General features: G+C 67.8%; 19 protein-coding genes and 1 tRNA gene. 8 read left to right on the top strand and 12 right to left on the bottom strand.

Annotation, left to right across the window (positions count from 1 at the left end; genetic code table 11):
• Window positions 1-52: 52 nt before the first annotated feature.
• The 4 genes from D3261_RS12415 (at window position 53) to prs (ending at window position 4,053) form a co-directional block, all read left to right on the top strand.
• Window positions 53-736, top strand: coding sequence for a bifunctional precorrin-2 dehydrogenase/sirohydrochlorin ferrochelatase (locus D3261_RS12415; protein ID WP_120072834.1), 684 nt, complete (start codon window positions 53-55; stop codon window positions 734-736).
• Window positions 733-2,064, top strand: a complete 1,332-nt coding sequence (gene hemA, locus D3261_RS12410) for a glutamyl-tRNA reductase (RefSeq protein WP_120072832.1) — start codon at window positions 733-735, stop codon at window positions 2,062-2,064. Before D3261_RS12415 ends, hemA begins: the two co-directional genes overlap by 4 nt.
• Window positions 2,065-2,400: 336 nt before the next feature.
• On the top strand, window positions 2,401-3,180 hold the full coding sequence (locus tag D3261_RS12405) for a hypothetical protein (RefSeq protein ID WP_120072830.1): 780 nt from the start codon (window positions 2,401-2,403) through the stop codon (window positions 3,178-3,180).
• A gap of 21 nt (window positions 3,181-3,201) precedes the next feature.
• Window positions 3,202-4,053 carry a ribose-phosphate diphosphokinase gene (gene prs, locus D3261_RS12400; protein WP_120072828.1) on the top strand — a complete coding sequence of 284 codons (852 nt, stop codon included), beginning with the start codon at window positions 3,202-3,204 and terminating at the stop codon, window positions 4,051-4,053.
• Window positions 4,054-4,127: 74 nt separating this feature from the next.
• Here the strand turns inward: prs and D3261_RS12395 are convergent, their stop codons facing one another.
• The 3 genes from D3261_RS12395 to D3261_RS12385 form a co-directional block, all read right to left on the bottom strand.
• Window positions 4,128-5,396 (bottom strand): digeranylgeranylglycerophospholipid reductase, encoded by a 1,269-nt coding sequence (locus tag D3261_RS12395; RefSeq protein ID WP_120072826.1) that lies wholly within the window; start codon window positions 5,394-5,396, stop codon window positions 4,128-4,130.
• A gap of 265 nt (window positions 5,397-5,661) precedes the next feature.
• Window positions 5,662-5,940 (bottom strand): hypothetical protein, encoded by a 279-nt coding sequence (locus D3261_RS12390; RefSeq protein ID WP_120072824.1) that lies wholly within the window; start codon window positions 5,938-5,940, stop codon window positions 5,662-5,664.
• 92 nt (window positions 5,941-6,032) lie between these two features.
• Complete coding sequence (locus D3261_RS12385) at window positions 6,033-7,199, bottom strand: hypothetical protein (RefSeq protein ID WP_120072822.1); 1,167 nt, start codon at window positions 7,197-7,199, stop codon at window positions 6,033-6,035.
• Window positions 7,200-7,456: 257 nt separating this feature from the next.
• Between D3261_RS12385 and D3261_RS12380 the strand changes: the two genes are divergently transcribed.
• Window positions 7,457-8,254: a hypothetical protein gene (locus D3261_RS12380; RefSeq protein ID WP_120072861.1), complete on the top strand. Its 798-nt coding sequence runs from the start codon at window positions 7,457-7,459 to the stop codon at window positions 8,252-8,254.
• 228 nt (window positions 8,255-8,482) lie between these two features.
• Here the strand turns inward: D3261_RS12380 and D3261_RS12375 are convergent.
• A tRNA-Met gene (locus D3261_RS12375) sits at window positions 8,483-8,604 on the bottom strand.
• A gap of 84 nt (window positions 8,605-8,688) precedes the next feature.
• On the opposite strand from D3261_RS12375, the gene D3261_RS12370 reads away from it, so the two are divergent.
• On the top strand, window positions 8,689-10,071 hold the full coding sequence (locus tag D3261_RS12370) for a hypothetical protein (RefSeq protein ID WP_120072821.1): 1,383 nt from the start codon (window positions 8,689-8,691) through the stop codon (window positions 10,069-10,071).
• On the opposite strand, the gene D3261_RS12365 is transcribed toward D3261_RS12370, so the two are convergent.
• From D3261_RS12365 to D3261_RS12340, 6 genes are all read right to left on the bottom strand, one after another.
• The gene (locus D3261_RS12365) at window positions 10,055-10,411 is read right to left on the bottom strand and encodes a DUF5830 family protein (protein WP_120072819.1); all 357 of its coding nucleotides are present in this window, start codon (window positions 10,409-10,411) and stop codon (window positions 10,055-10,057) included. The genes D3261_RS12370 and D3261_RS12365 overlap by 17 nt on opposite strands.
• 68 nt (window positions 10,412-10,479) lie before the next feature.
• On the bottom strand, window positions 10,480-11,235 hold the full coding sequence (locus D3261_RS12360; RefSeq protein WP_120072817.1) for an aspartate/glutamate racemase family protein: 756 nt from the start codon (window positions 11,233-11,235) through the stop codon (window positions 10,480-10,482).
• The gene (locus D3261_RS12355; protein WP_120072815.1) at window positions 11,232-12,917 is read right to left on the bottom strand and encodes a hydantoinase B/oxoprolinase family protein; all 1,686 of its coding nucleotides are present in this window, start codon (window positions 12,915-12,917) and stop codon (window positions 11,232-11,234) included. The genes D3261_RS12360 and D3261_RS12355 overlap by 4 nt, the downstream gene beginning before the upstream one ends.
• Window positions 12,914-14,923, bottom strand: a complete 2,010-nt coding sequence (locus tag D3261_RS12350; RefSeq protein ID WP_120072813.1) for a hydantoinase/oxoprolinase family protein — start codon at window positions 14,921-14,923, stop codon at window positions 12,914-12,916. Before D3261_RS12350 ends, D3261_RS12355 begins: the two co-directional genes overlap by 4 nt.
• Entirely contained in the window at window positions 14,924-16,132 is a 1,209-nt protein-coding gene (locus D3261_RS12345) for an Nramp family divalent metal transporter (RefSeq protein ID WP_120072811.1), read from the bottom strand.
• A gap of 170 nt (window positions 16,133-16,302) precedes the next feature.
• Complete coding sequence (locus D3261_RS12340; protein WP_120072809.1) at window positions 16,303-16,860, bottom strand: ribbon-helix-helix protein, CopG family; 558 nt, start codon at window positions 16,858-16,860, stop codon at window positions 16,303-16,305.
• Window positions 16,861-16,965: 105 nt separating this feature from the next.
• On the opposite strand from D3261_RS12340, the gene D3261_RS12335 reads away from it, so the two are divergent.
• Window positions 16,966-17,631 carry a TVP38/TMEM64 family protein gene (locus D3261_RS12335; RefSeq protein WP_120072859.1) on the top strand — a complete coding sequence of 222 codons (666 nt, stop codon included), beginning with the start codon at window positions 16,966-16,968 and terminating at the stop codon, window positions 17,629-17,631.
• Here the strand turns inward: D3261_RS12335 and D3261_RS20375 are convergent.
• Entirely contained in the window at window positions 17,604-17,744 is a 141-nt protein-coding gene (locus D3261_RS20375; RefSeq protein ID WP_192927988.1) for an HVO_2523 family zinc finger protein, read from the bottom strand. The two genes, D3261_RS12335 and D3261_RS20375, sit on opposite strands and share 28 nt — an antisense overlap.
• 101 nt (window positions 17,745-17,845) lie before the next feature.
• Here D3261_RS20375 and D3261_RS12330 point away from each other — a divergent pair, with 101 nt between their 5' ends.
• Complete coding sequence (locus tag D3261_RS12330; RefSeq protein ID WP_120072807.1) at window positions 17,846-19,492, top strand: molybdopterin-dependent oxidoreductase; 1,647 nt, start codon at window positions 17,846-17,848, stop codon at window positions 19,490-19,492.
• A gap of 45 nt (window positions 19,493-19,537) precedes the next feature.
• On the opposite strand, the gene D3261_RS12325 is transcribed toward D3261_RS12330, so the two are convergent.
• Window positions 19,538-22,645 carry an adenosylcobalamin-dependent ribonucleoside-diphosphate reductase gene (locus D3261_RS12325; protein ID WP_120072806.1) on the bottom strand — a complete coding sequence of 1,036 codons (3,108 nt, stop codon included), beginning with the start codon at window positions 22,643-22,645 and terminating at the stop codon, window positions 19,538-19,540.
• Between the last annotated feature and the right edge of the window lie 487 nt (window positions 22,646-23,132).

The following is a 23,132-nucleotide window of genomic DNA, read 5'->3' as shown; positions in this document are numbered from 1 at the left end:
TTGCACGAGGGGTGCGCATCAGCGCACCCGAGTGGAAAAAAGGTGGGTGTGGATGATACCGCTCCTCCACGATTTCACCGACGCCACAGTCCTGGTCTTCGGCGGCGGCCGGGTCGGCGCGCGGAAGGCCCGCCGGTTCGCGCGCGAGGCGCGGGTCGTGGTCGTGAGCCCGACGTTCGCGGAGGCTGAGTTCGGCGACGTGGAGCGGGTTCGGGCCGCGCCGACCCCCGACGACATCCCCGAGTGGTTCGACCGGACGAACCCGGCGCTCGCGGTCGCCGCGACGGACGACGACGACCTCAACGACGCCGTCGCGCGGGCGGCGCGCGAGCGCGGGTCGCTGCTGAATCGGGCGGACCGGAGTCGGAGGGGGAACGAGTCGGCCGATGGAGCCGCCAGGGGTGAACGGAGCCGCGAGGTGGTCGTGCCCGCGACCGTTCGCGACGACCCGGTCGTGATGGCGGTCGCCACGGGCGGGCGGAGCCCGGCGCTGAGTCGCTACCTCCGCGAGCGCTTCGAGACGGAGTTCGCGGGTGCGGGGGCGATGGCGGACCTCACGGGCGAGATCCGAACGGAGCTCCGCGACCGATACCCACCCGAAAAACGGCGGGCGGCGGTCCGGGCGGTGGTCCGGTCCGATCGGGTTTGGAAGGCTTTAGGTGACTCAAGCACCAACGCGAAGCAAGAGGCACATTCAGTGATCTGCGATATGCTCTCGGGAGGTGACGGTCGATGACGGTGGCTACCGGCGTGATCTCGGGCGTGAGCCTCGCCCACGGCACCGCGAGCGTCGAGCAGATCGAGGCCGCGTGCGTGGCGGACGACCACGCCGCCGTCGAGGCGCTACTGGCGCACGACGGGGTCCGGGAGGCCGTCTGCCTCCAGACCTGCAACCGCTTCGAGGTCTACGTGGTCTCCGACGACCCCGAGCGGGGTCGCGACGTCGTCACCTCGGTGGTCGAGGAGTTCCCCGACGAGGCGGTCGTCGACCTGAGCCACGAGGAGAGCCTGCGCCACCTCATGCGGGTCGCGTGCGGGCTCGAATCGCTCGTGCTCGGCGAGGACCAGATCCTCGGCCAGGTCCGCGAGGCCTACACGGCCGCGCGGTCGGTCGGCGGCATCGGGCCGGTCCTCGAGGAGGCGATCGAGAAGGCGATCCACGTTGGCGAGCGCGCCCGCACCGAGACGGAGATCGGTGAGGGCGTGGTCTCGCTCGGCAGCGCCGCCGTCGAACTCGCTGCCGACGAGCGCTCGCTGGCCGAGGCCACCGGACTGGTGATCGGCGCGGGCGAGATGGGGACCATCGCCGCCCAGTCGCTCGCCCGGTCGCTCGACCGGCTGCTCGTCGCCAACCGAACCGAGGCGAACGCGGCGCACGTCGCCGACCAGGTCGAGACCGACGCCACGGCGGTCGCGCTCGACGAGCTCCCCGACGCGCTCGCTGCCGCCGACGTGGTGGTCTCGGCGACCGGCAGCCCGAACCTCGTCGTCGACGCGGACGACCTCGGTGCCGCCGGCGAGACGCTCTTCATCGACATCGCCCAGCCCCGCGACGCACCCGCCGCCGCCGCCGACCTCGACAACGTCGACCTCCGCGACCTCGACGCGCTCGAATCGGTGACGGACGAGACCCGCGAGCGCCGTCGCGAGGCCGCCGCCCGGGTCGAGGCCATGATCGACCGGGAGTTCGACCACCTGCTCGCCCACTACAAGCGCGCCCGCGCCGACGAGGTCATCGCGTCGATGTACGAGAACGCCGAGCGGATGAAACACCGCGAGCTCTCGCGCGCGGTCTCGAAGCTCGAAGCCGACGGCCTGACCGACGACCAACGCGCGGTGGTCGAATCGCTCGCCGACACACTGGTGAGCCAGCTCCTCGCCGCCCCCACGAAGAGCCTCCGGGACGCCGCCGAGGCCGACGACTGGACCACCATCAACAGTGCGCTCCGGCTGTTCGACCCCTCCTTCGACGGACCGAGCATCCCCGAACCCGAGACCACCGAGGTCTCCGCCGAGACCCGCCACGCGCTCGCGACCGCGGTTCGCGAGCATCTCGACGACTAACAACCACCTTTTGCTGCGCTCGTTCGCTTCGCTCACTCGCTGGCAAAATGTGGATCAAAAGCCTCCTCCTTCCCGATGGTCAGTTGTCGGCCCGCTCACTCGGCCTCCGGCCTCGTTCGCGGTACAACCACTAACCTCTCCGCACAGCCCCGCAACCGCACCGCCTCCGCCGAAGCCCTCGACCGCTCGCTCCGCTCGTGGTCTCGCCCTTCATCCACCAGGACCGCTCCCGCACCGCGACCGCACCCGCACAGCGGCTGCGCCGCAACCGCACCGCCGCCGCACCGCAACCGCTGTGCCGCAACGCTTTCGCCGAACCGGAAGCGAGGGGTCGTCATGAGCACCATCGACGAGAAGCGCGTCCACGCCGCGAACACGGACCCGCTGACGCTGTTCGTCGCCACCGACGTCGGCCTCGTACGCGTTGCCGTCGCGGGCGAGCGCGTCGGCGAGATCGGGCTCCTCGACCGCCGACCCGCCCACGACGTGGCGACGGCCGACGAGACCATCGCCGTGGCGACCGACGAGGACGTCCTGCTCGGCGAGGACCTCGACGAGACCGGCTTCGGCCCCGCGACGGCCGTCGGGTTCTCGGGCGACCTCGTCGCAGCCGCCCCCGACGGCACCGTCGCGCGACGAACCGACGACGAGTGGGTCGACTGCGGCCAACTCGAAGACGTCAGAGCCATCGACGACGACGACCTGCTCGCCACCGCGGACGGCGTCTATCGCCTCGCCGACGACGAACTCGAGTACGCGGGGCTCGACGACGTTCACGACGTCGCGGGAGGCACGCCACGCGCCGCGACCACCGATGGACTGTTCCGCCTCGGAAACGGCTGGCTCGACGAACTCGACGGCCGCTTCGGGATGGTCGCCGGTGGCCCGTCCGGAGTCGCACACGCCGCCACCGAAACGGCGTTCTACGCCTTCGACGGCGAGTGGACCCGGGTCGAGGCGGTCGAGCGGCGAGTCGTCGACGTCGCTCGCGGGGTCTACGCGGTCTGTGCCGACGGAACCCTCCTGACCGCCACCGACGACGGCTGGCGCGAACACCCGCTCGGCACGCCCGGCGCGCACGCGGTGGTCGCGCGCCCGGACCGAAAACCCGTTTAGCTGCCCCGCGAAGGGGTGGACATGATCGTCAGCGCCTCCACCTCACAGTCACTCGCGAGTGCGCTCGCCGCCGAGACGGGCGAGCCGCTCGCGACGACCACCGTCGAGCGCTTCCCCGACGGCGAGTTCCAGGTCTCGGTCCCCGAGTTCGACGCCGAACGCGCCGTCGTGGTCTGTGCCACCACGACGGCCGACGCCCACCTCGAAGCGCTCCAGCTCCAGGACGCGGTTCGCGAGGCGGGCGCAGCGGAGGTCGTCACCGTGATACCCTACCTCGGCTACGCCCGTCAGGACAAGGCGTTCGAGCCCGGCCAGCCGGTCTCCGTCCGAGCCATCGCACGGGCACTGAGCACCGGCACCGACCGGGTCGTCACCGTCACTCCCCACGAGGAATCCGTCCGCGAGTTCTTCGACGTTCCCTGCACGACCGTCGACGCCGCCGGGGTCCTCGCCGACCCCCTGCCCGACCTCCGTGACCCGGTGTTCATCGCGCCCGACGCTGGCGCGACCGACCTCGCGGCGACAGTTCAGAGATCGTACGGCGAGGGCGCGGTCGATCACTTCGAGAAGACCCGCCACAGCAGCACGGAAGTCGAACTCGAACCGCACGAGTCGTCGGTCGCCGACCGGGACGTGGTGCTCGTCGACGACATCATCGCCACCGGGTCGACGATGGCCGGCGCGGTCGCCCACCTCCAGGAGGGCGGTGTCGGCCGGGTGTTCGTGACCTGCGTGCATCCCGTGCTCGCGGGCACCGCACGGCTCCGGCTCGCACGCGCCGGCGTCGAGGCCGTCTACGGCACCGACACCGTCGAACGCGCCGAGACGACCGTCAGCGTCGCGCCCGCCGTCGCCGACGCGCTCGATGGCTGACCGGCGGAAGCGCTACTCGTCTCGGAACGACTTGTGACTCGGTCGATTCGAGGTCGTCGACGGACTCGCAGCGGTCAGGAACGCGAGAACGGGAGCTTGTGGTCGAGCGCCCCGGCGACGAGGTTGCGGTTCTCGCGGGCGAACTCCCAGAGGAGGGAGGCGTCCTCCCGGTGGAGGAGCTTCGCCATCGCGAGGAGCTTCCCGCCGTTCGCGGCCGCGAGGGTGTCGGCGCTGAGCTGGTGGAGGTCGTGGATCAGCCGGTCGTAGCGCTCGGTCGGGGCGTGGTAGAGGAGGTGGGTCATGAAGAGACGGAGCTTGACCTTGGGCGCGACGTCGCGGTGCCAGAGGTCGGCGTAGACCCCTATCTCGTCGGCCGAGGTGTCCTTGACCCCCGTGAGACACCGGTCGGCGGTGACCGCCGCCGCCCGTCCGGACTTCATCCCCTTGTGGATCCCCTCCCCCCAGAGCGGATCGATCGAGGGGACGGTGTCGCCGACGGCCATGAAGTTGTCCGTACAGAGCTGGGCCGGTGGCTGGATGTGTGCGGAGCCGCGGTGCTGTTTGCCCTCGATGCGTTCGGCGTTCGCGAACCGCGGGTCGTCGGCCAGCCAGTGTTCGAAGTAGTCGTCGATGCGGGTCGACGCCGACTCGGGGTGGTACTTCTCGTTCTGGATGTAGCAGATGCCGACCTTCGCGGTGTCCTCGCCGGTGTGGAAGATCCACGAGTAGCCACCGGGAGCGATGTCGTGGTCGAGCCGGAGCATCATCGCGTCGCTGAGGTCGGCGTAGCCGGGGTGATCCATCTCGACGCCCTCCATCTCCCACTCGATCCCGATCGCCTGGTACTTCCGTTCGAGCTCGCTCACGCCGAGCTGTTTGGCGAGCGGGGCGGCGGGACCGGTCGCGTCCACCACGATGTCGGCGTAGACCTCCTCGTCGCCGTCGTACCGAACCCCGACGACCTCGCCGTCGTCCATCAGGGGTTTCGAGACGCGGGAATCGAAGCGGTAGGTCGCGCCCTGCTCGCGGCCGTCGCGAACCAAGAACCGCTTGAAGTTCGGGAAATCGAGCACCGCACCGGGCTGTTGGAGCGTGAAGTCGTCGGTCGCCGACTCCAAGACCACGTTCTCGGTGTAGTGCATCACGGCTTCGTCCGGGATCCCGAACGAAGCCATCATCGACGGGAACGTGCCGCCGGTCGATTTGTTGCTCTGGGCCGGGAACCCGTCTTCGGCTTCGGTTTCGAGAACGAGAACGTCATAGTTTCGCAGAGCGAGATCGCGCGCACACTGCGCGCCGGCGGGACCAGCGCCGGCGACAACGACGTCGAATCGATCCGTCATACGGGTAGGTCCGCCGGAATACTATTCAATCTTGCTAGCTGGGCTTCTCGGTGTACCGATCATGTCCGGTCCGTGTGGGCCGATTCGGCCCCGAGATCGGCGATACGATGGTGATCGAGAATCGCTTTTTCTTTCGAACGAACGGGCAGAAGCCACGGGTCGATCGGTGGAGACAGCGGGATTCGGGAGGATGACTCCCTCACACTCGAATCGACCCGTGTGCGAACGTCTCGAAGGAACACCACGGGAGAGAGTCGGATCCTGTTCAGACCGAATGGAGGGTCGGACCGAGTACGGAGAGCAGTAGCCACACGAGGCTACAGAGGAACGCTGCGAAGATGAGGACCGCACCGAGAAATACCAGAAACGTTCCGACACTGGAACCGACGAACTCGCCAGTGAGCCACACGAACAACCCGGCAATGCCACCAACAGCGCCCTGCTTGAAGCGTGCCTGCCATTGGACAAGCCGGTTCGAGCCTCGGTCACCGCCGCTTCCCAGTAGCGCGTTGTCGGCGACGGTGGTATCGAGCTTCGGTGTCATATCCCGATGTTTTGGGCCCGAGCATATACGCTCGTTGACGCCGAAGTCCTTCCGGCGGACGGTCCACATCGCACGCTATCCAGTGGTCAGGATCAGACGACGGTTAGGCGTCGAACGGTTTGCTTCCACTGCAGCGGCACGTAGCGTACCCAGAGCCAGTGCGCGCCCACGCCACCGAAGACGAGCAGCACCCACGAGAACATCTGCCGATGACGCACACCGGTCCCGAAATTGGCCGTTCCGAGTCCGTAGAATGTGACACCGAGAACGAAGTACGTCAGGAGGCCGATGGTTGCGACGCGGTCGCGTTTGAACGCGACCACGACACCAGCGACGCCGGCGAACGCATAGAGAATGTTCGTTAGGCCCTCGAACATCACGGGAACATCGAGCACCGAACCGATCTGCCACGGAAACGGTGTAAACAGGAAGTACGCGGCACCGATAGGGGCGAAGCTAACCAGATCGAGGAGGGTATCGAACCGAACGCCGCTGAGGTACACCGTCCGTCCGCGTGCACGGGCATCTCTGAAGAAGTTGAAACGCTGGAGGAGGAGTTCCCTGAGAACCCAAGCACCGACACCACCAGCGACCACCGCGAGGGCTGCGACGGCCTTCCCCCACCACGTCTTCGAGTAGTAAGCGATGCAACCGGCACCGATGGCGGCGACGTACAACGGGAGATTGTCCTGCCGCAACAGCGTTGCGAACGCGAGTAACCCACCCGAGAGAATCACGAGAGCGATGTTCTCTCGCAAGCGATTGTCGGCGAGCGGGACCTGACCATGGTCGCTTACGATGAGCAGCAAACGGGCAGTGGTGGTCACGCTGAACAGGATAGCCGCTTCGCGGAGCAGCGAACTCTGAGCGAGCACGATGCTCGGGTAAATCGCGAGCGGAACGCCGGTCAGGAGGCCAGCCATCGGCGTCCCGAGCCGTCGTGCGATCAGGACCGCGTTGTAGACGGCACACGCACCGAGCATCGCGATGAATATTCGGGCGAGAACGGGCCCGCCAACGGGAAGGAACCAGAAGGGCGAGAGCACCGAACTCCAGATTTCGTAGATATCGGCGTATCGGGTCGTCGTCGAGAGCGTGCCGGAAAGTATCCGACGAGCGAGTATCCCCGCCACGACGGAGAATCCGGTGGCGTCAGCCTGCGAATACGGACTGATACGGAAGACGGCCAGCGGGATCGCCAGTAACCGGAGGACGAACGCGAGGCCGAAGAGCGTCCGTGGACGCGCAAGGAACTCCAAGATACTTTGGGCCGAATATGAGTGGCCCCGTGTATCAACGAGACGAGAATTCATTGGTGCCAGTCCTAGGTAGTATCGCTTTAATACTTTGGTACGGAACGTCGACAGTGGTCCCTTCTAGCACGGATTGAATACGGGGACTACGTTCGCAACCGATTCCGACTCCAGCCCGATCGCTGTTCTCAGTACAACCTCAGTGCGTTGATTCGGAATATATGGACAGAAAATTTTATTATTCTACCACGGTGCGATTTCTTATGGGTGCGATATCGGCGGCCCGAGAAGCGACGAGTGCGGTCATCAGGAATCCGCTGCTGATGGTGGTAATGCTTTTCGCTGGAATAGCACAAATTCCGTCACTCGCCGTTCAATTCGCGAACTCCGGGACGGTCCTTATCGTAGGAGGTATCATCAGCGTCGTCTTCCTGCTTCTCGTACCGTTTTTCTATGGCGGCGTGATCGGCATGGCAGCCGACGCCCTCAACGGGGAGACCGATCTTCGAAGGTTCCTCCACGAGGGCCGGGACAATTATCTCACGATATTTGGAGCCTACGTGCTGTTCTTCGTCGCGATGGTCGCCTTCGTTATCGTGTTGAGTCTCATCGGCGGGCTCGGGGGTATCGCCGCCATTTCGTTTGGGCAGGCTGGAAATGGGACTGAGGCCGGGGTGGCCTCGCTGCTAGCAGTCATCATCGTTCCACTCGTCATGTTCGTTCTGTTCGTGGCGTTCGTCTTCTTCCTCCAGTTCTTCGGCCAAGCGATCGTTCTCGACGACAGAGGGGTCATCGGCGGGTTCAAGGGGAGCATCAACGCGGTCCGGGGAAACAAACTCAGTACGCTCGGGTATATGGTCGTCGTGATGCTGTTCTCGATGGTATTCAGCGTCATCGGGGTCCTCATCGGTGCGCTTCCGGCTCTAGTCGGGGCGAACGACGTGCTCGTGGTCGGTAGCGTTCTCGTGGTCGTCCTCGTCGTGGCGACCAGTGTCTTTGGGGCGTTTACCACCACCTACGGAGTCGCTTTCTATAAACAGATCAGCGGTCCTGCGAAGTGATCGGATATATTCTCGCGAACTGCTCTGTCGGGCCACGACTCCGGTCCGATCCTCACTCGAGTGCGGTTTTGCGGATGAGTCTGTGTCCAAACTACGATCCTACGGATCGCAGATCACCGTCGTCGCACCACGTGTCCGAATCGATGTCATGGGCCGTCTTTTGCCCGCTTCCGGCGAACAATATCTCTTGTGGAGGCACCGCTTCAAGTACGAGTACCGAATAGAGAGTGCCCGGGGTGGGCTCCGAACCCACGATCTCCGCATATCCCAGGTCCGAGGCGGCGGCCTCGGGGGAAACGCACTGTCAAACCCTATGAGTGCGGCGCTATGTCCAGCTAAGCCACCCGGGCTACTTCGGGGTATTCGACTCCCGGACATTAACCTTCTCATCTGGTCTCCGGCAGTCTTATGCCGAACGATCACACAGACGTGGCATGGACGTCCCGGGTATCGTCCGCGAGCGCCTCGGGGACGAGCGGCGGATGACCAGCGTGAACATCGGTGGCGAGGACCGGGTCTACGTCACGCCGCCGCGGACGCTCGTCTACCACGCCTCCGGGCTCTTCAGTCGCGAGTCGATCGACGAGTACTCCCACGACGCACGACGGTTCGACGTCTCGGCCAACCGCCGTGAGGCCACGTTCGCGTTCGAGTACGACGACGGGGTCGAGGCGTTCTCGATCCCGCGCGAGCGCATCGAGACCGTGCTCCCGCCGGTGCTCGCCGGCGTGCTCCGGACCACCGGCCACATCGACGACGAGGAGTCGGTCGAGGAGAGCTATCGCTTCGGCGAACGGACGGTCGTCGTCACCGAGGCACAGGTGCTGACCTCGGTCGGCGAGGCGGTCTGGGACCACGACCACGACAGCTACGCCTACGAGGACGTCACCGACCTCGCGTTCGACGATGGCGACCTCGTCGTCGTGGTCGACGGCCGGTCGCGCCGGATCGAGCTCGACGACGACAGCGGGCGCGAGGCCTACGGGACGGTCGAGGCCGCGCTTCTCGCCTACCACGGCGTTGGGAGCGTCGACGAGATCGGTCGTCGACCGCCCGAGCGCTCGTCGGTCGACGAGTCACAGGCCACGGGCGTCGTTTCGTCCGCCGAAAGTCGAAATTTCGACTCGACGACCGATACCGCCCCGCCGACCGACACCGCACCGCCGACCGAACCGGCCGAATCAGGTCCGGAGCCGCTCTCCGGACGGGCCGAGGAGCCGACCGAATCCACCGAACCGACCGAGCCGACCGATAGGCCGTCCGAGGACGTGGATCGACCGGCGGAAGCGGCCGACCGAGAAGGTGAACCCGACGACCGGAGCGAGCCGACCGCGTCGGCGAACGACACCAACTCGGGTATCGTCTCCTCCTCACCACCGAGTTCGCCCGCACCGGGCGGCCCGACCACCGACCCGCTGATCCCGGACGCACCCGACACCGGCACGTCACGGCTCGAGGCGGGTGACGAACCGGCGAGCGCCGAGGAAACGCCGCCGGCCGCCGACCCCACAGCGGAGACCGAGTCCACAACGGATAGCGAGGCCACGGCGGGTGCCGAACGGGCGACGGACATCGGCTCGACGGCGGATGTCGACCCCGAAACGAGCGCCGACCCCGCAGTCGATACCGAACGAGGCGGGAGCGACAGCACCAACGATGCGCCCGACATCGGGGCCGAGCTCGACGCGCTGCGCGAACGCGTCGACCGCCAGAGTCAGCTCCTCGAACGGAACCGGGAGCTCCTCGAACGGAACCGGGAGCTCCTCGAACGCCTCGTCGAGACCCGGGAATCGAAGCGCGTCAGCGACGACCGGTGACTTTCTCGATACACGACGACCCGAAGGGACCGAGCTCGCCGTTGTCGAACCGAATGAAGTGACCCGTCGAGAGCGACGCGCCGCATCGCCGGCAGGTGAACTCGCCCTCCCGAACCACGACGTCGCTCCCGAAGCTGACGTACTCGCCCGACCGAACCCGGAGGATCCCGTCCTCGCGGTCGACGATCCCGCGCTTTTCGGCCTCGTCGAGGATCGTACGGGTGGTTCGGGGCTCGCTGGTCACGGTTTCGAGCCGGTCGAGCGCCGTCGCGAGGTCGAGCTGTCCGTCCTCGAGGTTCGCGAGGAGTTCGACACCGAGTTCGACCGTCTCGTCGCTCACGCCGGCGTTCGGCGACGGGCGGACCTAAACGTTGCGCGATGGAGAACGGACCGGAGGTCGGGACCCGATCAACCGATGGAGCCAGCCGCGGGCTCCGGGAGGTCGCCCGGCAGGAACCCCGCGTCGAGTCCCGAGACCCGACAGAGGTCCCAGAGCGTCGCGAGGTTGCTCGTCACCGTCGGGACCTCGGTGAGCTCGTCGACCGCCGCGAGCGTCGGGTAGTTCGTACAGGAGACGAACAGCGCGTCGACCGCCCCAGGCGATCCCTCGACGGCGTCGAGCAGTGCGGTCGCCTGTTCGAGCGCGTCCACCGGCGTGAGCCGCCCGATATCGGTGTTGCGCTCGATCCCGCGTCCGTCGAGCGCCACCACGTCGTAACCGGCGTCGGTGAGGTACTCACGCTCGCGGTCGTTCAGCTCGGCGACGTAGGGCGTCGCCACGGCGATCCGGGTGGCATCCAGCGCGTCGAGCAGCCGCTGGACCGACAGCGCCGTCGCCACGGCGGGCGCGTCGGTGACCTCGGCGAGGTCGGCTTCGAGTTCCGCGTCGAAGCCGTGGCCGTGGAGGAGGCTCCCGGTCGTGCAGGCGTAGGCGACCGCGTCGACCTCGGCGTGGGCGAGCCGCTCCGCAGCCGCGACGGCGTCGGCCGCCATCGCGTCGAGCGCCTCGACCGTCACGTCCACGAGCCCCATCCGCGCGGCGTGAATCGACGTCGCGGCCGGCGTCCACACGGCGAACTCGGGTTCCACGGTTGTATTCGAGGAGGGGACGACGACCCCGAGTCGTAATCGGTCGCCGTCGGCGGTCGGATCGGGAGGGGTCACTCGCTCACCTTCCCGTCGGCGCGGTCGCGCTCGCGGGCCGCGGGGTCGCGGTCCACGGGGTCGCCGTGACCGCCGCCGCCGGGCGTGAGCAGGGTGACGGTCGTCCCGGCGTCGACGTCGACGGAGGTCTTCGCCGCGACGTTCTCCCCGTCGATGAGATTGCGACCGAGCGCGCCGTCCTCCCCAGCGGCGAGCCCGACGGGCGCAACCCGACGGCGTTCGGTCAGGAGCGAGACCGTGGCGTCCGTCTCGACCGTGAGGGATCGTTCGAGGCCGAGACCACCCCGAAACCGTCCGTCGCCACCGCTGTCGGGTCGAAAGCCGTAGCGCTCCACGCGAAGCGGGTAGGCGGCTTCGAGCGCTTCGACGGGGGTGTTGAGCGTGTTCGTCATCCCGACCTGGACGCCGTCCATCCCGTCCTTGCCGGGTCGTGCGCCGAAGCCACCGGCGATGGTCTCGTAGTAGGTGAACGAGCCGCTCCGGCTCCCGACGATGAGGTTGTTCATCGTGCCCTGGCTCGCAGCGGGCACCCGGTCGGGCACCGCCTCGGCGAACGCCGCGAGCACGACGTCGGTGACCCGCTGGCTGGTCTCGACGTTGCCGCCGACGACCGCCGCCGGGAGCTTCGGGTCGAGCAGCGACCCCTCGGGGATCTCGACCGTCACCGGGTCGTAACAGCCCTGGTTCGGCGGGATCTCGGGGTCGGTGACACAGCGAACGACGAAGTAGGCGGCGCTCTTCGCGACCGCGACCGGCGCGTTGAGGTTCCCGGGGACCTGCTCGGCGGTCCCCTCGAAGTCGACGGTCAAACCGTCCCCGTCGACGGTGACGGTCGCCTCGATGGGGATCGAGACGTCCGCCGGGTCGACACCCGATCGGTGTTCGAGAACGCCGTCGCCCTCCAGCACGTCGCTCGCGGTGTAAGTACCATCGGGCAGCGACTCGATCTCGGTCTCGATCCGGGCGCGCGAGTAGTCGATGACCGCGTCGAAGGCGTCGAGCACGAGGTCGCCGTGGTCGTCGAGCAGGTCGCCGAGCCGTTCCTCCGCCCGGTCGTTGGCCGCGATCTGGGCTCTGAGGTCCGCACGGCGCTCGTCCGGCGTGCGGACGTTGGCGAGGAGTAGCGACATCACGTCCTCGTTCACCGCCCCGCGCTCGCGACCCGGTGTGGCGTCGTCGCTTTCGTCGCCCGTTCCCTCGCCGACGACGAGTCGAACCGGCGGCAGGCGGAGCCCTTCCTGATAGATCTCGCGTGCACCGGCTGGCATGCTGCCCGGCGTCATCCCGCCGACGTCGGCGTGGTGGGCGCGCGAGACGGCGTAGCCGAGGACCTCGCCGTTCGGCGCGAGCGGCGAGACGAGCGTGACGTCGGGCAGGTGGGTGCCGCCGTCGAAGGGGTCGTTGAGGACGAACACGTCGCCCGGTTTCGGGTCGCGGTCGCGGACCGCGTCGACGGCCTCGGGCATCGCGCCGAGGTGGACGGGGATGTGTTCGGCCTGGGCGACCATCCGGCCGTCGGTGTCGAAGAGCGCGGTCGAGCAGTCCTGGCGCTCCTTGATGTTGGGCGAATAGGACCCCGTGATCAGCACCTGCCCCATCTCCTCGGCGACGCTCTCGAACTGGTTGCGGAGGATCTCGAGGGTGACCGCGTCGATGTCGGTCTCAGGGGAGTTGGAACTCATTTCGAACCCTCCGTGAGCACCGCGGTGCCGTCGGGGTCGACGGTCGCCTCCCAGTTCGGCGGCACGACGACCGTGCTCTCGTCCTGTTCGAGCACGGCGGGCCCCGCCACCGTCTCGCCCGGCGGCAGGCGTTCGCGGTCGTAGATCCGCGTCCGCGTGGCACCGTCGGCGAAGTGAGCCTCGCGTTCGTCGACCAGCGCGTCGCCGGGTGCGTCGTAGGCGACGTCCGGGTCGGCGCGTTCGACGGCCGCCTCGACCCGGAGGTTGACCAGATCCACGGCCTCGTCCATCCGGTAGCCGTAGGTCGTCTCGTGGCTCTCGTGAAACCGCCGGGCGACCGCCTCGGGGTCGAACGGCCGGTCGGCGGCGACGGTGAGTTCGAAGCTCTGGCCGGCGTACCGGAGGTCGGCACGACGGGTGAGGACGGCCGATTCGGGGTCGCTGCAATCCTCGCGCACGGTGGTTTCGAGTTCATCGTAGGCCGCGTCCACGTCGGAAGCGTCGACCGTCGACAGCGACTCGCGATGGGTGCGGACGGCGTCGTGTTTCTCGTCGGCGGCGAGCAGGCCGAACGCCGAGAGGACGCCGCAGGCCCGCGGGACCACGACCGTCGAGATGTCGAGGCGGTCGGCGAGCGCGGCGGCGTGCATCGGGCCCGCGCCGCCGAAGGCGACGAGGCCGAAGTTTCGGGGGTCGTGGCCGCGTTCGAGCGTGACCGCGCGGATGGCCCGGGTCATGGTCGCGTTGGCGACGCGGTAGATCCCGCGGGCGGCGTCGAGCGGGCCCCCCAAATCCGCGTCGTCGGCGAGGTCGGCGAGCGCGTCGCGCGCGGCCCCGACGTCGATCGAGAGCTCGCCGCCGAGGCTCGTGCTCGACCCGATGAAGCCGAGGACGACGTTGGCGTCCGTCACGGTGGGCTCGGTTCCGCCCTGCCCGTAGCAGACGGGCCCGGGGTCCGCGCCGGCCGACTCGGGGCCGACCCGAAGCGCGCCGCCGGCGTCGACCCAGCCGACGCTCCCGCCCCCCGCGCCGACGGTGGTGACGTCGACCATCGGGGTGTTGATGGGATGGCCGCCGATGACCGCGTCGGTGGTACGCTCGACCTCGCCCTCGCGGACGAGGCTCACGTCGCTCGACGTGCCGCCCATGTCGAAGGTGACGAGGCCGGTCTGGTCGCGGTCGGCCGCACTGCCGACGCTGGCGCGCGCGCCGACGACCCCGGCGGCGGGGCCGGAGAGACACGTTCTGACCGCCTGCTCCCTGACCGTCGCCGCGTCGGTGATGCCGCCGTTGGCCTGCATCACGGTCGGTTCCGGCACGCCCGCGCCCGCCGCGCGATCGACCAGCCGACCGATGTAGGCGTCGATGGCGGGCGTGACGTAGGCGTCGGCGACCGTCGTCGACGTCCGTTCGTACTCGCGGAACTCCGCGAGCACCTCGTGGGAGGTCGAAACGGGGAGGTCGAGTTCGGTTTCGAGCACGTCGGCGACGGCGGCCTCGTTGTCGGGGTGGGCGTAGGCGTGGAGGAGGCAGACCGCGACCGCCTCCGCGTCGGTCCCGTCGATCCGACGGGCGAGCTCGCGGACGGCGTCCGGGTTGACCGCCCGTTCGATCCCGTCCGTCGTCGCGCGTTCGTCGACCGTGAACCGGCGGCGACGAGGGACCAGCGGGGCGGGCTTCTCGGCGTCGAGGTCGTAGAGCGAGGGTCGGTTCTGCCGACCGATCTCGAGCACGTCGCGAAAGCCCTCGGTCGTCACGAGCGCCGTCCGCGCGCCGTTCCCTTCGAGCAGCGCGTTGACCGAGACCGTCATCGCGTGGGCGAAGTCGTCGATTTCGCCGGGGTCGACGGCCGCCCGTTCGCAGGCCTTCTCGATACCGTCCATCACGCCGACGCTTTGATCCCCGGTGCTCGGGACCTTCGCGGTGACGAGGTCCGAACCTCGAAGAAGGACGACGTCGGTGAACGTGCCGCCGACGTCGACGCCGACGGTGGTCTTCCCGCGCACTCAGACCACCCCCACGATCGAGAGCAGGCTGCGGACCCCGAGCCAGACGACGACGAGCGTTACGACGGCTCCGAGGGCGTTCTGTACGGTCGAGTTGACGTACTCGCCGAGCGTGTCGCGGTCGTTCATCACCAGGATGAGGAAGAGCGCGATGATAGGCAGGAGGATACCGTTCGCGACCTGGGCGAAGAGGATGGCCTCGACGGGGCTGTAATCCAGCGCCGAGAAGACGACGCCGACGGCGAGGATCGCTATCCAGACCGCCCGAAATCGTGTGGACTTGAGGTCGCCCTCCCAGCCGAGCGCGCCGGCGGTGGCGTACGCGCCGGCCAGCGGGGCGGTCGTCGCGCTGGTGAACCCGGCGGCGAAGAGGCCGATACTGAAGAACACCTGCGCGTAGGTGCCCGCGACAGGTTCGAGCTGTTCGGCCATTCGGCCGACGTCGGAGATCTCGGTCCCGACGGGGAACACCGCCGCGGCGGTCACGAGGATCGAGAGCGTGATCAGCCCGCCGACGACGATCGAGAGGACCGTATCGGTGCGGCATTCCGAGAGGTCCTCCGGGCCGTTCCAGCGCTCCTGGACGCTGCTGGCGTGGAGGAAGAGGTTGTAGCTCACGACGGTCGTCCCGATGAGGCCGGTTATCAGGAAGGCCGAACCCGGCGGCACCGACGGCACGAAGCCCGCCGCGAGCGCGCCGAGGTCCGGCCCGATGAGGATCGCGTCGATGAGGAAGGAGACGCCCATGACCGCCACGAGCCCGACGAGCGCGCGCTCGATGAGTTCGTAGCTCCCGGTCCAGAGCAACGCGGCGGCGACCAGACCCATGAGCGGACCCCACACCGACGCGCTCACGCCGGTCACGGTTTCGAGCCCCGCCGCGCCGCCGAGGATGTTGCCCGTCTCGTAGGCCGCGGTGCCGATGCCGATGGCGCTGACGACGAGCGCGACGCTCGCGTAGCGCAGCGCCGGCGAGTCGAAGCGGTTGCGGAGCGCCTCGCCGAGCCCCTCGCGCGAGACCAGCCCCAGCCGGGCGCTCATCTCCTGGAGCACGATGGTGGCGATGACCGAGAAGACGATGGTCCAGATCAGCGCGTAGCCGTAGGCCGCGCCCGTCACGCTCGCGGTCGTCACCGTTCCGGGGCCGATGAAGGCCGCCGCGACCATCGCGCCCGGTCCGACCGAGCGGATCCGCTCGACCAACGTCATCGTGCACGCCTCTCGTGTGTCATGCTCACACGAGACTCGCTTGAGGGGATAAGGGTTGTTATGAGGGATGTGCATCGAAGACGTGCGTTCCACGATCGGATGTGAAGCAGGGTGCGCGAATCGTCCAGTTCGTAACGAAATCCCGGGGAACTGCCCGGGAAAACACACCGTCAGGACGACTCGACCGGTCGTTCCGTGATGAGGACCTTCGAGACGCTCTCCTCGACGTCGAGTTCGACGGGGAGGTCGCGGACGCTTCGCACGATGAAGCGCATCATGAACCACCGGAGCGACGCGGACGGGAAGACGACGTGGTAGGTGCGCCCCTCGGCGGCGCGAACCGAGACGAACCCACAGAACGAGAGCCAGTCCAGGAGCTCGCCGACGCTCTCGAACCGCTCGGCGTACTCGCGGGCGTGGTAGTCGGCGACGGTGTCGGCGGCCTCGACGAAGGCCGGGTCCGGTTCCCCCGACCCGTCCTCGACGTACTCCAGAAAGCAGTGGAGGAAGTCCACGTCGAGCAGGACGTGTTCGCCGCTCGCGAGCATTCGGTGGTAGGCCGCGAGGTTCGGTCCGGCGTCGGTCGTCGCGGCGTCGACGTTCGCGGCGTAGAAATCGAGCGCTCGGCGGACCACCTCGCTCCGGCCCGCCCCGGTGTGGTCGAGGAGGGTGTCGAGCGCCGCCGCGGCGTCGTCGTCGAGCGAGACGGTCACTCGGTCGGTCGGCATAGCGGAGAAGGGAGGCTGGACGGGGAATAGTTGACGCTCGATCCCATGCGGACCCGTGGCCACCCGACCGCAACACGCATACTCGACGGTCGCACGATATCGGACGTGTCACGCGTTCCCCGGTGGGCGGTCGGCGCGGCGGTCGCCGGGTCGGTCGTCGCGCTCGCGGCGGTGCTGGTCTCGCCCGATGCGGTGCTGGCGTGGGTGGCGACCCTCCGGGCGGATCCACTGCTGTTCGGGCTCGCCGTGATAGCGCTCTACGCCGTCCGACCCGTCGTCGCGTGGCCGCTGAGCCTCTGTTCGGCGGTCGTGGGCTACGGGTTCGGGCTCGTGGGGTTGCCGCTCGCGCTCGCGTGCGTCTGCCTCTCGTGTCTGCCGGCCTACGCGCTCGGGCGCACCGCCGACGGCGGGTCGGGCTTGCTCGACTGGATCGGCAGCGCCGGCGAACGCTTCTTCGAACACACGGGCGGCGTCCGCGGGGTGGTCGCGGCCCGCCTCGCGCCGCTGCCCGCCGACCCCGTCTCGTTCGGAGCCGGCGTCTCGGGCATCGGACTCCGGGCCTACCTCGTCGGCACGCTGCTCGGCGAGATCCCGTGGACGGTCGCGGCGGTGCTCGCGGGCGGTTCGGTCTCGCGGCTCGCCACCGAGGGGCTGGCAGGCGTCGGGGTCGAGTTCGTCGTCGCGGCGGTCGCGGTGGCCGGGCTACTGCTCGCCGGGCCGGCCTACGAGCACCTCCAGGACCGTCACCAGAACGTGTCCGAGCAGTCGTAGACCACGCCGTGGCGTGGGCAGACGTACTCGCAGTGGCGGTGCTCCATCGCGGCCCCGCAGGCCGGACACGGCCGCCCGCGCTCGTTCCCGGTGTCCGTACGCGTCTCGTGCATACCGCGAGGACCCGGGCGGCGGTCCTAAACCTTTCCTCGTGGACGGGGAATTGGGTGGGAATACGGCCAAGCTTCATTCCGCCGAGGGACCGAGGGAAGCCATGAGCGAATCGCAACGTGGGTCGGTGGTCGGCTGGGTCGTGACGGCGCTGCTCGCGGGCGTCGCGGGAGTGACCGGGTCGTACGCGCTCGCGGGCTACACCGAGTCGTTCGTCGCCGCGCCGGTGACGTCGTTGGTGACCCAGAACGCGCCGGGTGCCCTCCTCCAGTTCGCGATCGGGCCGCTAACGACGATCGGGAACCAGGTCGGGATCGAACACCTCGGCCAGCAGGCCAACCTCGTTCTAGCGATCGGGCTCGGTGTGCTGCTGTTCGCCTGTCTGGTCCTCGCGGCGCTCGCGACCGGCCGGCGGTACGGGAACCGGTTCGTTCCCGTCGGGCTCGCCGGCGTCCTCGTCTGGCTCGCGGCCGCGGTCCTCACGGGCGCGCCGGTGACCGCGCTCGGGGCCGGCCTCGGAAGCGCGGTCGTGGTCGGTCTCACGGCGCTCGCCGGAAGTGCCGGCGGGACCAACGAACCGGTCTCGGGCGGTCGTCGGTCGGTGCTCGGGAGCGTCGCGGGCGTGTTCGGCGTGGGCGTCCTCGGCTACTTCCTCGGAAGTCGCGGTGGGGAGAGCGCGAGCGAGGCCGCCTCACAGGTCGAGATCGGCAACGAGAGCAGTGGTGGAAGCCGAAACGCCACGGGCGGCGACGCGGGCGGTGGAAACGCAAGCGGCGGAAGCGAGAACGGTGGGACCAACGCGAGCAGCGGCGGTGACAACGGCGGAGACGGTGGGCCGTCCGTCGGCGAGATGCTCTCGCTGGCGGAGTCGAAGTCGCTCGGTATCGACGGGCTCGAAGGGCTCGTGAGCGGCGACGACTTCTACCAGGTCGACATCAGCAACATCAACCCCGACGTGTCGGCCGACGACTGGTCGCTGTCGGTGACCGGCGCGGTCGAGAACGAGGGGACGTTTACCTACAACGACATCACCGGGATGGCGTCGGAGAACCGCTTCGGCACGCTCCGGTGTGTCAGCGACGACCTCAACGGCAAGAGCATGGACAACGCGGTCTGGACCGGCGTGCCGATGGGGCGCGTGCTCGACGAGGCGGGGCTGCAAGGTGAGTACGTGATGCTCCGGGCGGCCGACGACTACTACCAGGAGTTCCCCGTCGAGGCGCTCAGAACCGGCTTCCTCGCCTACGGCATGGACGGCGAGGTGCTTCCGCAGGGCCACGGCTACCCGGTCCGGGCGCTGATCCCCGGCCACTGGGGCGAGATCAACGTCAAGTGGCTCACGGGGATCGAGGTGCTCGACAGCCCCGCGAAGGGCTTCTGGGAGAAGAAGGGCTGGCACGGCACCGGCCCCGTCAACACCGTCGCCAAACTCCACGCCACCAACCGCCTCGACGACGGCCGGATCCAGGTCGGCGGCCACGCCTACGCCGGCACCCGCGGGATCGACAACGTGGAAGTCTCGACCGACGGCGGGAGTTCCTGGAGCGACGCGACGCTCTCCGAGGTTCTCACCCCGAACCTCAACGGCGACGTCTGGCGACAGTGGGAGTACACCTACGACTCGCCGGGTGAGAGTCACGACGTGGTGGTGCGCGCCACGGACGGCACCGGCACGCTCCAGCCGAAGAAGACGCAGAAACCGTTCCCGAGCGGGGCGACCGGCTGGGTCTCGAAGACGATCGACGGCTGAGTTCGACTCCTTCAGCCGTCGAAGTAGTGTGAGGGGAGTCCTAGGTCAGCACTCAGACCAGCCGCAGGACTCGCAGGTCTTGCAGCCCTCGGAGTAGTAGAGGGTGAACGAACCACAGCTCGGACACTCGGGGCTCTCGCCGTTGTCGATGAGTTTCTGGGCGTCCGACTTGGTTCGGCCCCGGTCCGCCGAGCCCGTCTGCGTCGCGACCCCGCCGTCGGGTTCCGCGCTGTCGGGTTCCGCGCCGCTCGCCGTGCTCTCGTCGGCGATCTCGTCGAGGTTCGCCTGCTTGGGGTAGGCCTGCTCGATCTCGCCGTCGAGGTAGCGCCGCATCGCGGTGCCGATGGCGTCCGGGATCGACTGGATCTGCTCGCCCTTGTCCCAGGCGACCTTCGGGCTTCGGGTGCCGTTGAGCTCGTCGGCGATCTCGACGGGGTCGACGCCCGACCGGAGCGCGGTCGAGATGACCTTCGCGAGCGCCTCGGTGAACGAGTTGGTGAACCCGCCGGAGTGGCCGATGTTGGCGAACAGCTCGAAGGCTCTGCCCTGCTCGTCCTCGTTGATGTTGACGTAGAGCTTGCCGTAGCCCGTGTCGATGCGCTGGGTCACGCCGTGGAGCACGTCGGGCCGGGGCTGTTTTTCTGCATACGCGGGCTCGGCGAGCCCGTCGAGGTCGGCGTCGAGCGCCGCACGGACGTCCTCGTTGTCGAGGAATCCCGAGAGGCCGCCGAAGACCTCTTCGATCTGCTCGGCGATGACCGTCGCCGCCTCGTCCTCGTCGGCGAACTCGGCGTTGTCCGCGCGGGTCGTGAGGACCTGCTTCGAGCGCGTGCCGTCGCGGTAGACCGTCACACCCTTTCCGCCGTTGTCGTAGATGTAGCGGTAGACCTCGTCCATGTCCTCCCGGCTGGCCGAGTTCGGGAAGTTACAGGTCTTCGAGATGGCCGAGTCCACACCGGCCTGACAGGCACACTGGACCGCCGCGTGCTGCTTGCCGGTGAGGTCCGCGGTCACGACGAAGAGCTCGCCGATGGCGTCCGGCACCGAATCGAGCCCCTCGACGCCGTCGAACACGTTCGAGGCCATCTGGTCTTGGGCTTCTCGCTTCACGGTGTCGACGTCGATGTCGTTCGCCTCCAGGACCCTGAGGAAGTAGTCGTCGAACTCCACCAGCATCTCGTCGCCCTGGACGTCGTCGGAGACGTTCTTGTAGTAGGCGACGTTGTAGATGGGCTCACAGCCCCCAGTCGTGTTGCCGACCATCGAAGTCGTGCCCGTCGGTGCGATGGTGGTGGTGTTGTGGTTCCGCATCGGGTAGCCGTCGGCCCAGTCGTCGGCCGACTCACCCGTTTGCGCCTCGAACCACTCGCGGTACGCGGTCGGGTTCGCGTACTTCGAGTCGGCCCAGTCGTCGAAGCTCCCTCTGACTTCGGCGAGGTCGTGCGAGGCGGCTTTCGAACCGTGGTTGATGTGGGTCATGAGCTGGCGGGCGACCTCGTTGCCCTCCTCGGAGCCGTAGCGCACACCCAGCTGGATGTAGAGCTGCGCGAGGCCCATGACGCCGAGTCCGATCTTCCGCATCTCGCGGACCTTCTGTTCGATCTTCGCCACCGGGAAGTCGCTCATCGTGACGACGTTCTCGAGGAACCGCGTCCCGAGTTCGATACGGCGGTCGAACTCCTCGAAGTCGATGGCTTCCTCCAGGTAGGCGTCCATCGCGGCCTCGTGGGAGTCGTACTCGGCCTCGTGCTCGGCCGACCAGACCCGCCAGTCGGGCGCGTCGCTCGCGGCGAGCGTCGAGAGGTTGATGTGCCCGAGGTTGCAGGCCTCGTACTCCTCGAGCGGCTGCTCGCCGCAGGGATTCGTCGCGAGGATCTCGTGGTCCGGGTGCTCCTCGACGTCGAACGAGTGCTCCTTGTTGACGCGTTCGAGGTAGATCACACCGGGCTCGCCGTTCTGGTAGGCCCCGTCGACGATGTGCTCCCAGAGCGCCTCGGCGGGGATCGAGAGGACCTCGCCGACCTCGACGTGCTCGCCGAGGTCGTAGCACTCGTAGAGCTCCTTCGTCTCGGGCGTGGCGACGTGCGGTTCTTCCGTCCGGGGATTGGTGAAGGTGAACTCGCCGCCCTCCTTCAGCGCGTCCATGAAGTCGTCGGTGACACCCACGGAGATATTGAAGTTCGAGAGGTGGCCCTCGACGGCGTTCCGGAGGTGTTTCGGGACGCGGCCCTCCTCGTCGATGAGCTCGCGAGCCTCCTCGAGTGCGTCCACGAACTGGGTGTGGGTGAAGTCGTCGGGGTCGTTGAGCCGGAGCGAGTGCGCGAGCGAGACGTCCTTGTTCTTCGCGTGGATGAACTGGATGACGTCGGGGTGGGAGACGCGCATGACGCCCATCTGTGCGCCGCGGCGCGCGCCGCCCTGCGCGATGGTCTCGCACATCTGGTCGTAGGTCCGCATGAACGTGATGGGACCTGAGGCGATCCCGCCCGTCGAACCGACCGCGTCGCCGTAGGGCCGGAGCTTCCAGAAGGCATAGCCCATGCCGCCGCCCGACTGGAAGACCTGCGCGGCTTCCTTCGCCGTCTCGTGGATGTCGTCGATGTCGTCGCCCGGCGAGTCGACGAAACACGCCGAGAGCTGCTGGAGTTCGTCGCCAGCGTTCATCAGCGTCGGCGAGTTCGGCATGAACGAGAGGTGTTCCATCGAGTCCTGGAACGATTCGGCGGTGTCCTCGACGTGCGTTCGAATGTCCTCGGGGAGCTCGGGAACGATGGTGTCGTAGGCGAACTTGTTGACGTTGTAGGCCGAGAGAGTGGTTTCGGCCTCGGCGTCGGCGGTCGTGCCCTTACCGAAGACCTCGCTCGCGAGTTCGTCGCGGCGCGGGTGGTCCGGTTTCAGCTGGTCGGGCCGCACGGTGATATCGACGTCGCGCGCGTCGGCCTCGAAGACCGCCTCCGCGAGCGCGACGTTCTTCGCGACGCGCTCGAAGAGGTCCTCCTGGCTCTCGACGAGTTCGCCGTCGGCGTCCTTCCGGAGGTAACGCGCCGGCAGGATGTTGTCGTAGGCGTTCGCGGTGAGGCGCTCCTGGAGCGTCTCGCCGTCGACGCGCTTGACGGGGAGGCTGACCTCGTCGGCGGAGTCCGCGCGGCTCACGCGTCGCTCCTCCGGGCAGGTACGGCGGTTCTGCGGTCGATTCGGCGGGTGAAGTAAGAGGAAGTCCCAACCATCTGTGACGGGAATCTCCTACTGAAGCGAGGGTGATGAACGCTTCGGCCCGTGCTTTGTTGATTCGATCTGGTAGACGAAATCAAAGTCTGTTGGCTGATCATGTTAGTTCCCATTGGTGGCCGCACGCATCGTATCGCTACCTACTCTCGATACGCACATAACCGTAGTTAGACCGTAGTGAAAGTGATTCGATCGGTGACAGAATCACCCAACGGGGAGACATTATCGACGCGAAAGCAAAGGGGGTTTTCGGATGGAAATCGCCAACTGAAAACAGTTCTCAGAACAAAATGAAACTACAGTCGAGATGGTGTCCGACGGCAACTCCATAGTCGTAACAAATTGTAGCACTGGAGCGTCACGGCTAAGTTGCCCCGCGTTGATACGGTCTCTGTTGAGGGCTGGCGTGGGT

The sequence above is a fragment of the Halococcus sp. IIIV-5B genome (assembly GCF_003602035.1).
In the GTDB taxonomy this organism is placed as follows: Archaea; Halobacteriota; Halobacteria; order Halobacteriales; family Halococcaceae; genus Halococcus; species Halococcus salsus.
This window is presented reverse-complemented; position numbering and strand designations above follow the sequence as displayed.